Source organism: Bradyrhizobium sp. LB11.1 (assembly GCF_040549385.1).
In the GTDB taxonomy this organism is placed as follows: domain Bacteria; phylum Pseudomonadota; class Alphaproteobacteria; order Rhizobiales; family Xanthobacteraceae; genus Bradyrhizobium.
In genome coordinates this window covers 309,912-322,311 of record NZ_JBEPTH010000008.1, presented here as the reverse complement: position 1 = coordinate 322,311, position 12,400 = coordinate 309,912, and the positions used below count along the sequence as shown (strand labels likewise).

Genomic DNA, 12,400 nt, shown 5'->3' with positions numbered 1-12,400 from the left:
ATCGACACAGGGGAAGCGAAGGCATGACTGAAGCGGCCGGTTCTGGAGCAGCTACGGGCGCAATGAGCGGCCTGCGCGTCATCGATCTCACGCGCGTGCTCGGCGGTCCCTATTGCACCCAGATCCTCGCCGACCATGGCGCCGACGTGATCAAGGTCGAGCCGCCCGCGGGCGACGAGGTGCGCGACTGGGGCCCTCCCTTCCACGAGGAAGACGCGGCCTATTTCATCGGCATCAACCGCAACAAGCGCTCGATCGGCCTCGACCTCGCCTCCGAGGGCGGCCGTGTCGTGCTGCTCAAGATGCTGGAGACGGCCGACGTCCTGATCGAGAATTTCAAGCCGGGCACGCTGGAGAAATGGGGCATCGGCAACGATGTGCTCAGCCAAAAATTCCCCCGCCTCGTGCATTGCCGGATCTGCGGCTTCGGCGCCGACGGCCCGCGCGGCGGCAATCCCGGCTATGACGCCATCATCCAGGCCATGACCGGCATGATCGCGGCGACCGGCTCGCCCGAAAGCGGCCCGATGCGGATCGGCGTGCCGCTGGTCGACATCGGCACCGGCCTTTATGCGGCGATCGGCATCCTGATGGCGCTGTCCGAGCGGCAGCGCTCGGGCAAGGGCCAGTTCCTGGAGACGACGCTGTACGAGACCGGCCTTGCCATCATGCATCCGCACACCGCGAATTATTTCATGCACGGCAAGCCGCCGGGCCTCACCGGCAACGAGCACCCGAACCTCGTGCCTTATGCAATCTTCCCGACCAAGACCGACAACATTTTCATCGGCGTCGGCAATGACGGCACCTTCCGCAAGCTCGCCAAGGAAATCGGCAAGCCCGAGCTCGGCACCGATCCGCGCTTTGCCCGCAACAAGGACCGCATCGCCAATCGCGAAGCGCTGCGCGCCGAGCTTGCCGCGGTGTTCAGCCAGCACGAGGCCGAGCCGCTGTGCAATCGCCTGCTCGCCGCCGGGCTTCCTGCCGGGCCCGTGCAGAAGATCGACCAGGCGCTGACCAACCCGCACACGATCGCCCGCGGCGATGTCATCGAGAAGGACTGGTACAAGGGCGTGGCCTCGCCGATCCGACTTGATCGCAGCAAGCCGAGCCTGCGCCGCTTGCCGCCGAAGTTCAGCCAGCACTCCCAGGAGGTGTTGGGCGAGTTCGGCTACTCGAAGGCGGAAATCGACGCGATGGTCGCCAACGGCGTGGTCTGCGGGCCCGAACGCAAGCGCTAGGGCCCTCGCCTCCGCACCCAAACAAATGCCGCAGTGCGGCGCGGGCACCCATGTGCACCGCGAACGGAGGGGGTGTCCGAGCGCGCCTTCGCCTATTTGACGGCTTCCCTTTTAGCAGCGCTTGCTGCTTTCGTTTCGGCCGCTTACACAGTCATGTGAACGTCATACGGCGCTGCTAGCGCAAGCGATCTTTTTGACGGCCAAGGGAGGTTTACTTGATGGCTCTTCGACATTTTGGGGCAGCTGCCGCTGTTGCAATCGCGGTTGGCATGACGGCTTCGCCGGCGCTGGCCGCGACTGAAATCCAGTGGTGGCACGCGATGACGGGCGCGAACAACGACGTCATCGTCAAGCTCGCAAACGACTTCAATGCATCGCAGAGCGGCTACAAGGTCATCCCGACCTACAAGGGCAATTACGCCGACACGATGAACGCGGGCATCGCGGCATACCGCGCCGGCAACGCACCGCACATCATGCAGGTGTTCGAAGTCGGAACCGCGACCATGATGGCTGCGACCGGCGCCGTGAAGCCCGTCTACAAGCTGATGGCCGAGACCGGCGAGAAGTTCGATCCGAAGGCCTATCTGCCCGCGATCACCGGTTACTACTCGACTTCCAAGGGCGAGATGCTGTCCTTCCCCTTCAATTCGTCGTCCACGGTCATGTGGGTGAACCTCGACGAGCTCAAGAGGGTCGGCGTCGCGATCCCGAAGACGTGGCCCGAAGTCTTCGAGGCCGCCAAGAAGCTCCATGCCAACGGCCATCCGAACTGCGGCTTCTCCAACTCCTGGGTCACCTGGGTCAACCTCGAGCAGCTCTCCGCCTGGCACAACGTACCCCTCGCGACCAAGGCCAACGGCCTCGACGGCTTCGACACCAAGCTGGAATTCAACGGACCGCTCCAGGTCAAGCACCTCGAGAATCTGATCGAGCTGCAGAAGGACAAGACCTACGACTATGCCGGCCGCACCAACACCGGCGAAGGCCGCTTCACCTCGGGTGAGTGCGCGATCTACCTGACCTCGTCGGCCTTCTTCGGCAACGTCAAGGCCCAGGCCAAGTTCGCCTTCAACGCCGTGCCGATGCCGTATTATCCGGACGTCAAGGGCGCGCCGCAGAACTCGATCATCGGCGGCGCCTCGCTCTGGGTCATGGGCGGCAAGTCGGCCGACGAATACAAGGGCGTCGCAAAATTCCTGACGTTCCTCTCGGACACCGATCGTCAGGTCTACATCCATAAGGCCTCGGGCTATCTGCCCATCACCAAGGCGGCCTACGCCAAGGCGAAGGAAGAGGGCTTCTACAAGGATCAGCCCTATCTCGAGACCCCGCTGCTCGAGCTGACCAACAAGGAGCCGACCGAGAATTCGCGCGGTCTGCGCCTTGGCAACATGGTTCAGCTCCGTGACGTCTGGTCAGAAGAGATCGAGCAGGCGCTGGCCGGCAAGAAGACCGCCAAGCAGGCGCTCGACGCCGCCGTCGAACGCGGCAACACGATGCTGCGGCAGTTCGAAAAGACCGCCGTCAAGTGAGGCGATGAGCGGCAGGTCGCCACCCGGCCTGCCGCTCACCTGACATCATGCAAAAGCAGGCCATTTTCCAATCGAAGCTGCTGCCCTACGCGCTGGTTGCCCCGCAACTCGCGATCGTCCTGATTTTCTTCTATTGGCCTGCATTGCAGGCAATCATCCAATCGTTCCTGCTCCAGGACGCTTTCGGACTCTCGATCACCTTCGTCTGGTTCGATAATTATATCGAGCTGTTCAAAGACCCCGCTTATTTCGAGGCGATCGTCCGCACCTTCTTCTTCTCGTTCGCGATCGCGATATCGTCACTGTCCTTCGCGCTGCTGCTCGCCGTGATGGCCGACAAGCCGCTGCGCGGCTCGATGCTCTACCGCACACTCCTGATCTGGCCCTATGCGGTCGCGCCGCCCGTCGTCGGCGTGCTCTGGATCTTCATGCTACATCCCTCGCTCGGCGTGCTCGCGCGTTACCTGCGCGCCGCCGGCATCGACTGGAATCCGCTGCTCGACGGCAATCAGGCCGCAGGGCTGATCATCATGGCCGCCGCGTGGAAGCAGATCTCCTACAATTTTCTGTTCTTCCTCGCGGGTCTGCAAGCCATCCCGAAAAGCGTGTTCGAGGCTGCCGCGATCGACGGCGCGCGCCCGATGCGCAGGTTCTGGACCGTGACCTTCCCGCTGCTGTCGCCGACCATCTTCTTCCTGCTGGTCGTCAACATCGTCTACGCCTTCTTCGACACCTTCGGCATTATCGACACCATGACCCGCGGCGGTCCGGGCACGTCGACGGTGACGCTGGTCTACAAGGTCTATTCCGACGGCCTGCTCGGCGGCAATCTCGGCAGCTCCGCGGCGCAATCGGTGATCCTGATGGTCATGGTCATCGTGCTGACGGGAATCCAGTTCCGCTTCGTCGAACGCAAGGTGACCTACTGATGGTCGAGGAAGAAGGTTTTCGTCGCTACGTCGCTCACGCCATCCTGTGGATCGGAATCGCGATCGTCGCGTTCCCCGTCTACATCGCGATCGTCGCCTCAACCCAGGACAACGCGCTGATCGCCAATGGGCAGATGTCGCTGCTGCCCGGCGGGCATTTCTTCGAGGTCTACTACCAGACCATCTTCGTCGGCACGAGCGGCTCGACCCGCGAGCCCGTCGGCAACATGATGCTGAACTCGCTGGTGATGGCGCTGCTGATCGCGGTCGGCAAGATCGCGATCTCGATCATCTCGGCCTATGCGATCGTGTATTTCCGCTTTCCGTTCCGGATGCCGATCTTCTGGATCATCTTCATCACGCTGATGCTGCCGGTCGAGGTGCGCATCTATCCGACCTACAAGATCGTCGCCGACCTGCACATGCTCGACAGCTATGCGGGCCTGGCACTGCCGCTGATTGCATCCGCCACTGCGACGCTGCTGTTCCGCCAATTCTTCATGACCGTACCGGATGAATTGCTGGAGGCCTCGCGCATCGATGGTGCGGGTCCCTTGCGGTTCTTCTGGGATACGCTGCTGCCGCTGTCGCGCACCAACATGGCGGCGCTGTTCGTGATCCTCTTCATTCTCGGCTGGAATCAATATCTCTGGCCGCTGCTGATCACCACGCGCGACGACATGCAGACCATCCAGGTCGGCATCCGCAAGATGATCACCACCACCGACGCGCTGACCGAATGGCCCATCGTGATGGCGACCGCCGTGCTGGCGATGCTGCCGCCGGTTTTCGTCGTCGTCGCCATGCAGAAATTGTTCGTGCGCGGCCTGGTCGAGACGGAGAAGTAGAGAGTTATGGCCAACGTCACCCTGCGCAACGTCCGCAAGACCTATCCCGGCGGCTTCGAGGCCATCAAGGGTGTCCACGTCGATGTCGGCGACGGCCAGTTCTGCGTGCTGGTCGGTCCCTCCGGCTGTGGCAAGTCGACGCTGCTCCGGATGGTCGCGGGGCTCGAGACCGTCACCGGCGGCGAGATCGACATCGGCGGCCGTGTCGTCAACCAGGTCGAGCCCGCCGATCGCGACATCGCGATGGTATTCCAGAACTACGCGCTCTATCCGCATATGAGCGTCTTCAACAACATGGCCTATGGCCTGCGCAACCGCGGCATGAAGGAGGCCGAGGTCAAGACCCGCGTCGACGAAGCCGCGCGCGTGCTCGAGCTCTCAGCCATGCTGGAACGCAAGCCGCGCCAGCTCTCCGGCGGCCAGCGCCAGCGCGTCGCCATGGGCCGCGCCATCGTGCGCCAGCCCAAAGTGTTCCTGTTCGACGAGCCGCTGTCGAACCTCGACGCCAAGCTGCGCATCGCGATGCGCGTCGAGATTCGTAAATTGCAGCGCCGCCTCAACACCACGTCGATCTACGTCACCCACGACCAGCTCGAAGCGATGACGCTCGCCGACATTCTCGTGGTGATGAACGGCGGCCAGGTCGAGCAGGTCGGCAATCCCCTCGCGATCTACGAGAAGCCGGCGACGACCTTCGTTGCCTCCTTCATCGGCGCGCCGCCGATGAATCTGATGTCGACGCGCACGGACGAGATCAAGTCGCAGCTCGGCAGCGCAGGCGACGCCGGCATCCTCGGCATCCGTCCGGAGGATTTCGTCATCACCGACCAGACCCCCGCCGGCGGCATCGCATTGCCGCTCACCGTGGAAGCGATCGAGCGCGTCGGCGCCGAAACTTTTATTTATGGCTCGCGCGCCCAGGACGAGCAGCGCGTCGCCGCCACCCCGGGCGAACTCCCGCCCGGCGAAGTCATCGTCCGCATCCCCGGCTCCGAGGCGCCGCCGATCGGCCAAAAGATCCGCGTCGCGTCGGTACGCCAAAAGCTGCACCTCTTCAGCGGCGACGGGCGGACGCGAATCGAGGCCTGAGATCAAAAGCTGCGAAAACAACCCCATGCACAGTAGAAGGGGGTCTGTTTTCGTTGAGATAAATCGGCCCGCAAACCCATCATCACCGGGCCACGCGGAAACAGTGAATCCACAGCCCTCCGCTACGTCCTTGAACCCCCACGGGGATATGCCCATATTGCTGACCAAGGGGCGCCGCTTCCGGGCCCTGAAATGCCAAAGTCGCTTCGAGAGGACTTTGTAAACTATGTCTCGTGTTCCCACGCTTTCCAGCCCGTTCCTTCTGGGCTTCGACGAAATCGAGCGCGTGCTCGATCGCGTCGTCAAAGGCGCCGACGGTTATCCTCCCTACAATATCGAGAGGTGCGACCGGTCGGACGGCCAGCCCGAGCGTTTGCGCATCACGCTGGCGGTCGCCGGATTCACCCGCGACCAACTCGATGTAACCATTGAGGAAAACCAGCTCGTGATCCGCGGGCGGCAGCAGGACGACAAGACCCGGCAATACATCCATCGCGGCATCGCCGCGCGCCACTTCCAGCGCACCTTCGTGCTGGCGGAGGGGATGCTGGTGCTGGGTGCGGATCTGAAAAACGGGCTGTTGTCGGTCGAACTTGCCCGGCCTGAACCGGAGAGGATCGTTAAGACAATCGCTATCAATGAGCACGAATAATGGAACGAGTAGCGGACTCGACCGCTTAGTTTCTGTGAAGGAGTCGAGACCATGAGTGAAGGTCACGTTGCGTTCGAATACGAAGCCAAGGCCGTCTCGCCCGAGACGCTGGCAACCCTCGGCGAAGGTCATATCGCCTATGTGAAGCAGATCCGCTCCGAGGATGTGCCCGGCCTGTTCCCCGAAGCGCCGAAGATTGCGCCCGGCCTCAAGCTGTTCGCGCTCCACGCCGCCGACGGCACGCCGATCATGCTGACCGACAGCCGCGAAGCCGCGGTGGCGAATGCCTGGAGCAACGAGCTGCAAGCGGTGAGCGTGCACTGACGCACGCGCGTCGCACGAATAGAGTTTTGAGCGGGCATGCCTTCAGACGAAGGCGTGCCCGTTTTCATTTTGTGAGATGACGTCCCCTCCTCGTCATTGCGAGCGCAGCGAAGCAATCCAGAGTCTTTCCGCTGAGGGAATCTGGATTGCTTCGCTACGCTCGCAATGACGCATGGATAGATCAGGGTTCGATCGTCCGCGCCTTACGCGCGGGGCAGCTTGATCAGGTCAATCAGGTCAATCGCGCGCGGATGTCCGGCTTCAGCACCTTGCCGACCTTGGAACGCGGAAGATCGTCCCAGACCTCGATCTGCTTCGGCGTCTTGACGCTGCCGATCTGTCCCTTGACGAAGGCGGCGAGCGCCACGGGGTCAATTCGATGGCCGGCGCGAGGCTGCACCACGGCGACGATCCGCTCGCCCCATTTCTCGTCCGCCAGTCCGATCACGGCGCAATCCTGCACCGCCTCATGCGCCCGCAGCGCGTTCTCGACCTCGATCGAGTAGACATTGAACCCGCCGGTGATGATCATGTCCTTGGCGCGATCGACGATATAGAGGTAGCCGTCGTCGTCGATGTAGCCGATGTCGCCGGTGTGGTGCCAGCCATGCGCTGAGGCCTCCGCCGTAGCCTCGGGATTTTTGTAATAGCCCTCCATCACCAGCGAACCGCGGACCACGATTTCGCCGCGTGCGCCGTTCGGCAGCAAATTGCCGTCGCCATCCATGATGCCGGCCTGCACCAGCGGGCTGATCCGCCCGGCCGAGGCGAGACGCTCCATCGCGATCGTGCCGTCGGCATTGTAATGCTCGCCAGGTGCCATCATCGAGATCATCATCGGCGCTTCGGTCTGACCGAACAACTGCGCCATCGGCCCGATACGCTGGAGCGCCTCCGCCAGCCGCGCGGCCGAGATCGGCGCCGCGCCGTACCAGAAGCATTGCAGCGACCCGAGCCTCGCGGAGCTGAGCTTCGGATGATCGAGCAGCATGTAGATCACGGTCGGCGGCAGGAAGGTGTGCGTGACGCGATAGCGCTCGATCAGATCGAGAAATTCGGCGATGTCGGGGTGATGCATGATCACGATGCGGCCGCCGAGCGCCATGATCGGGAAACACAGCACGCCGGCCGCGTGGGTCAGCGGCGCGAGCGCGAGATAGATCGGACGTCCCTTGAAGGGATAGCCCATCAGCGTCAGCGCCGTCATGGCCTCGATGTTTCGGCCCGACAGCATGACCCCCTTCGGTTTGCCGGTGGTGCCGCCGGTGCCGGGAATCATCGCGAGATCGTCGACCGTCTCGCGTTGATAATGGTCCTCAGTGAGGCCCGCGAGCCAGCTGTCGAACGAGGGCGCGAAGGATAACTCGGCATCGAGGCAGACAAGGGCGCGCAGCTTTGGCAGCTCTGCGCGCACCGCCTCGACCATCGGTGCGAAGCTCGAATGAAACAGCAGCAGGCTGCAGTCGAATTGGTCGAGGATGAGCCGATTTTCGGCCGCCTCGTTGCGCGGATTGATCGGGCACCAGACCAGGCCCGCGCGGGAAATGCCGAACACGCAGGCAAACGCGACCGGATCGTTGCTGGAGAGGATTGCGACCTTCTCGCCGGCAGCTAGACCCGATCGGGCGAGCCCGCGCGCGACGCGATAGCTCAGCGACTGCACCTCGCGATAGCTGAGGTCGCGTCCATCCATGGTCAGGCACGGCGCATCAGCGCGGAGCGAGGCGCCTTTGTCCAGGTAATCGATGAAGCGCATGGTCAACACCCGAAGCGGCAGCGGGTGACGCAAGGCCGCGCCACCCGCGATTGACTTAATCGTGCACGGTCAGGATGGGCTTGCTTACGAGCCCGAAGCTGCGCAATTGCCCGAGCAGCTCGTGATGGCCGAACGCCTGGCAGCCGGAGGCGAATCCCACGCGCTTGGGCGGCTGCTGCAGCAAATGCGCCGCGGCATAGGCTTGCAGCAAGCCGGTCTGCTTGTAGTTGCTGTTGCCGTAGATGACGCAGTGCGCGCGCCCCAGCGGTCCCGAGGCGTGCACCGAATCCATCGACTTGTTGACGCGCGGGTTTTCCCGTGGCGGCATGGTGTTCATCACGCCGGCGGCGGTCTGCGCCAACGCGGCATAGCGGTCGTCGGGCTTCATGTCCTTGGTCGCATCCAGCGCGGCGGCAACGATCTGCGGCACGGCCAGCATCAGGGCGCGGTTGAACACGCCGCCCAGCACCTTGACGTTGGCCACGCGGGGATCGCGCTTGAACCACACCGGGTGCGAGGTGCCGCCCCAGGGCAGCGCCAGCGCCAGCTCGTGCTGGCCGGGGATGGCGAGATTGTAGAGACCCGCATCGGGCTGATGCTCGACGTACCTGTTCTGCTCCAGATAATAGGCCTTGGCCATCGCGGCGTTGACCAGGATGGTCTGCGTCGATGCGATGGTCGGGCTGCCGCCCCAGAACACGGCGATGTCGAGCGTGTCGAGGCCGGGCGTCTCCAGGCACAGCTGCGCGGCGATCTCGCCGGTGGTGTACATCTGCGCGATGCCTGGCGCCAACAGCAGCCCGGCATTGGCGAACTGAGTGCCCCACTCCTGCTCGAGCGTGATCAGCCAGTCCTGCTCACCGGTGGTGTCGGTGTAATGACACTTGGAGGCGAGGCAGGCCTGTACGACCTCGCCGCCGAATTTGGCGAAGGGGCCCACGGTGTTGAGCACCACCGAGGCGCCCTTGAACAATTCAGTCAGCGCGGCCACGGTGTGCGGCACCTTGACCACCTCGTAGTCGGCGGTCTCGATGCCCGCTACATTCGACTTCATCGCAGCGTTGAGCTTCTCATTGCTGCGGCCGGCGGCGATGAAGGGGATGTTGTACTCGCGTAGATATTCGCAGACCAGCCGGCCGGTGTAGCCGGAAGCGCCATAGACGATGACGGGCTTCTTCTCGCTCATTGCGATCCTCCGAAATGCTTGTTGTCGGCTTTGTCGTTACATGCCCATGCCGCCATCGACCGGCAATCCGATGCCGGTGATGAAGCGCGCCTCGTTCGAGCACAGGAACACCGCGGCATCGCCGATATCCGTGACCTCGGCGAGCCGGCCAAGCGGGGTTTGCTCCACCACCGAGCCGACCGCGGCGTTGACGTCAGCCGCGAGCCCGACCTTGACGATGTCGTTGGCGAGCTGCATGCCCATGTCGGTCGGGATCAGGCCCGGATAAATGCAGTTCACGCGCACGCCGAAACCGAGCTTGCCGGCTTCCATCGCTCCCACCCGCGTCATGCGGTCGACCGCGGATTTGGTGCCCGAATAGACCGCGATGCCTGGGAAGGCGATCGTTGCCGCAACCGAGGCGATATTGACGACGGCGCCGCCCTTGCCGGCCGGCCCGCCCGGGCGCATGGCACGGAAGGCGTGCTTCATGCCGAGCACGGTGCCAACGATATTGACGTCGCACATCCGCCGCGCGTCCTCGGCCTTGACCTCGGAAATCAGCGACGTGATCTCGATGCCGGCATTGTTGATCAGAATGTCGTAGCCGCCGAGGGTTGTGACGGTCTTGGCAACCGCCTGCTCCCATTGAGCGTCGTCGGTGACGTCGAGCTGGACGAAGCCCGTCGCGACGTCTTCCTTCGCAATGGCGGCTGCGCTGGCGCGGCCGGTCTCCTCCAGGATGTCGGCGATCATGATCGAGGCGCCGGCTCGCGCCAGCGCCTGCGCGATGGCCGCGCCGATCCCTCGGGCACCGCCGGTGACCAGGGCTTTCCTGCCTGCAAGGCTCTTCCCACTCATGACGCACTCCTCCGTTGCTGGTGATTGATCTTTTCGTGCCGCGCCAATCGGCGCGCACCAGATCGATGGGCGCAGGCCTTTCGGCGGCACCCAGCGAAGCGTTCCTCCATGGTCGGACGTCTTGACGACTGTCCAAATTCTTGGTGCGAACCTCCGCCAGAATCTTGACACTTGTCAAGAACGAATTTGACAGTTGTCAAAGGAAGTGGTTGTGAGGGATGGAGCTATCCGCGATCGACGCGGTATAAGTCCTTGAAAGAACGGGACTGAGGAAGGGACGAGATGGCGCGGCAGGTGACGGGAGCGGCCCGGCGTGTGGCTGATGCGGCCGAGGTGCTGCGCGACGAGAAGTTCAACGCGCGGCGCATCGAGCTTGCCGAGGCCGCGCTCGAAACGCTTGGAGAGCTCGGCTTCGCACGCACCAGCCTGCGCGAAATCGCGCAGAACTCGGCGTTCACGCACGGCGTGTTCCACTATTATTTCAGCGACAAGCTCGACCTGATCTGCTGCTGCGTCCGCCACTACAAGGCAAAGTGCGTGACGCGATATGACGATGTCGTCGCGACCGCAACGAGCCGCGACGCATTGACGGAGGGTTTCCTCGCCAAGCTCGCAGCAACTCTGCAGAGCGAAGCGCGTATGCACCGCCTTTGGTACGATTTGCGCTCGCAGGCGATGTTCGAGGCGGCGTTTCGCAAGGATGTCCTCGAGATCGACAAGAGCCTGGAAGCGATGATCTGGCGCATCGCCTCCCGCTATGCCGAGCTCGGCAACAAACGGCCGGCGTCATCGCCGGCTGCGCTCTACGCGCTGTTCGACGGTCTATTCCAGAGTGCGCTGCTCAAGCACCTCGCGGGCGACAAGACGGCGATTGCCGAACTGCTCGACGAAGTCCGGCGCCTACTTCCGACGGTCTGCTGACGCGCACGAGCGGCGCCGGCGTGGCCGTTTTCATTTTGGGAGATGATTTTTTCGCGCCGTCATTGTGAGCGCAGCGAAGCAATCGCGGACCCGGTGGCTCGCAATGACGATCAGGCTGCAGCCGAAGCATGTTCAACGTTCGGCCATCGCCGACAGATATTCGATCATCCACTGTCCGGCGCGACCCAGCCGCTGATCCGCTCGATAGGCGCCAGCCATGACGAGTCGAGCAGCACGGGCATCGAACTCGACCGGGCGGATGATTTTCAAACGCCCCCGCGCGATGTCGTCCTCAACCATGTGCGCGGGCATGTTTCCCCATCCAAGGCCGGCCAGCAGCATCGAATGTTTTGCGCTGAGATCCGCGAGGCGCCAGGTCTGACCGGAGAGGACGCCGTAGTCCCGGCCCGCGGTCATCGCCGATCGGTCTGTCAACACGAGCTGAACATGTCGTTGCAAAACACGTGTCTCGATCGGACCATCGTATGCAGCCAGCGGATGCTGCGGGGCGACCACGGGGATCAAGTCGATGGTCAGCAAGTGGAAGCGCTTCAGCTCGGCGATGTCGGTGAAGATGAATTGCAGCAGCCCGATCATGCAGGTCCCGTCGAGCAGGAGCTCCGTTGCCGCCCCCAGGGCCTGCACGTAAACGCGTGGCGGAACGGTCGGAAACTTCTCTGTAAACGCCTTCAACGCATCGACGACCGGACGCATCGGAAACATCGAGTCCAGCACGATGGTCAATTCGGCTTCGAGCCCGCTGGCGAGACTTCGCGCAGAATCGCGAAAGGCACTCGTCTCTTCCGCGATACGGCGCGCCCGGAGCAGGAGCGTGCGGCCTGCCTCGGTCAGGGCCGGGCGGTAAGCGGTGCGATCGAACAGCGGCATGTCGATCTGTGATTCGAGCTTCTGAATCCCATAGGTCACGGCCGATTGAGCGCGGTTCAGCTTCTTCGCCGCCTTCGAGAAACTGCCCTCGTCGACGATGGCGAGGAAGATCTGAATTTGATCGAGGGTCAGGGCGTCCATATTCTAATTTATAGATCGAGATGAACTAAAGTTCATCAGTTTCTTCGGCG

Annotated in this window: 12 protein-coding genes; 8 read left to right on the top strand and 4 right to left on the bottom strand. The window is 63.1% G+C overall.

Going from position 1 to position 12,400, the window contains the following annotated elements:
• The first annotated feature begins 23 nt into the window (after positions 1–23).
• From ABIA96_RS22720 to ABIA96_RS22690, 7 genes are all read left to right on the top strand, one after another.
• Positions 24–1,241, top strand: coding sequence for a CaiB/BaiF CoA transferase family protein (locus ABIA96_RS22720; protein WP_354139270.1), 1,218 nt, complete (start codon positions 24–26; stop codon positions 1,239–1,241).
• Between the two features lie 218 nt (positions 1,242–1,459).
• Positions 1,460–2,776 (top strand): sn-glycerol-3-phosphate ABC transporter substrate-binding protein UgpB, encoded by a 1,317-nt coding sequence (gene ugpB / locus ABIA96_RS22715; protein ID WP_354139269.1) that lies wholly within the window; start codon positions 1,460–1,462, stop codon positions 2,774–2,776.
• Between the two features lie 47 nt (positions 2,777–2,823).
• Positions 2,824–3,705 carry a sn-glycerol-3-phosphate ABC transporter permease UgpA gene (ugpA, locus tag ABIA96_RS22710; RefSeq protein ID WP_354139268.1) on the top strand — a complete coding sequence of 294 codons (882 nt, stop codon included), beginning with the start codon at positions 2,824–2,826 and terminating at the stop codon, positions 3,703–3,705.
• Positions 3,705–4,553, top strand: coding sequence for a sn-glycerol-3-phosphate ABC transporter permease UgpE (ugpE, locus tag ABIA96_RS22705; RefSeq protein WP_247352766.1), 849 nt, complete (start codon positions 3,705–3,707; stop codon positions 4,551–4,553). Before ugpA ends, ugpE begins: the two co-directional genes overlap by 1 nt.
• A 6-nt stretch (positions 4,554–4,559) precedes the next feature.
• Entirely contained in the window at positions 4,560–5,642 is a 1,083-nt protein-coding gene (locus tag ABIA96_RS22700) for a sn-glycerol-3-phosphate import ATP-binding protein UgpC (RefSeq protein WP_354139267.1), read from the top strand.
• A 226-nt stretch (positions 5,643–5,868) separates the two neighbouring features.
• Positions 5,869–6,294: an Hsp20 family protein gene (locus tag ABIA96_RS22695; protein ID WP_354139266.1), complete on the top strand. Its 426-nt coding sequence runs from the start codon at positions 5,869–5,871 to the stop codon at positions 6,292–6,294.
• A 51-nt stretch (positions 6,295–6,345) separates the two neighbouring features.
• On the top strand, positions 6,346–6,618 hold the full coding sequence (locus tag ABIA96_RS22690) for a BQ00720 family protein (protein ID WP_097663320.1): 273 nt from the start codon (positions 6,346–6,348) through the stop codon (positions 6,616–6,618).
• A gap of 232 nt (positions 6,619–6,850) precedes the next feature.
• On the opposite strand, the gene ABIA96_RS22685 is transcribed toward ABIA96_RS22690, so the two are convergent.
• From ABIA96_RS22685 to ABIA96_RS22675, 3 genes are read right to left on the bottom strand one after another with little or no spacing between them, the layout of a single operon-like run.
• Positions 6,851–8,374 carry an AMP-binding protein gene (locus tag ABIA96_RS22685; RefSeq protein ID WP_354139265.1) on the bottom strand — a complete coding sequence of 508 codons (1,524 nt, stop codon included), beginning with the start codon at positions 8,372–8,374 and terminating at the stop codon, positions 6,851–6,853.
• 55 nt (positions 8,375–8,429) lie between these two features.
• Positions 8,430–9,560, bottom strand: a complete 1,131-nt coding sequence (locus tag ABIA96_RS22680; RefSeq protein ID WP_354139264.1) for a DUF5938 domain-containing protein — start codon at positions 9,558–9,560, stop codon at positions 8,430–8,432.
• 36 nt (positions 9,561–9,596) lie between these two features.
• Positions 9,597–10,400: an SDR family NAD(P)-dependent oxidoreductase gene (locus ABIA96_RS22675; protein ID WP_354139263.1), complete on the bottom strand. Its 804-nt coding sequence runs from the start codon at positions 10,398–10,400 to the stop codon at positions 9,597–9,599.
• Positions 10,401–10,682: 282 nt separating this feature from the next.
• Between ABIA96_RS22675 and ABIA96_RS22670 the strand changes: the two genes are divergently transcribed.
• Positions 10,683–11,321: a TetR/AcrR family transcriptional regulator gene (locus tag ABIA96_RS22670; RefSeq protein ID WP_354139262.1), complete on the top strand. Its 639-nt coding sequence runs from the start codon at positions 10,683–10,685 to the stop codon at positions 11,319–11,321.
• 132 nt (positions 11,322–11,453) lie between these two features.
• Here ABIA96_RS22670 and ABIA96_RS22665 read toward each other — a convergent pair whose 3' ends face one another.
• On the bottom strand, positions 11,454–12,350 hold the full coding sequence (locus ABIA96_RS22665; protein ID WP_354139261.1) for a LysR family transcriptional regulator: 897 nt from the start codon (positions 12,348–12,350) through the stop codon (positions 11,454–11,456).
• Between the last annotated feature and the right edge of the window lie 50 nt (positions 12,351–12,400).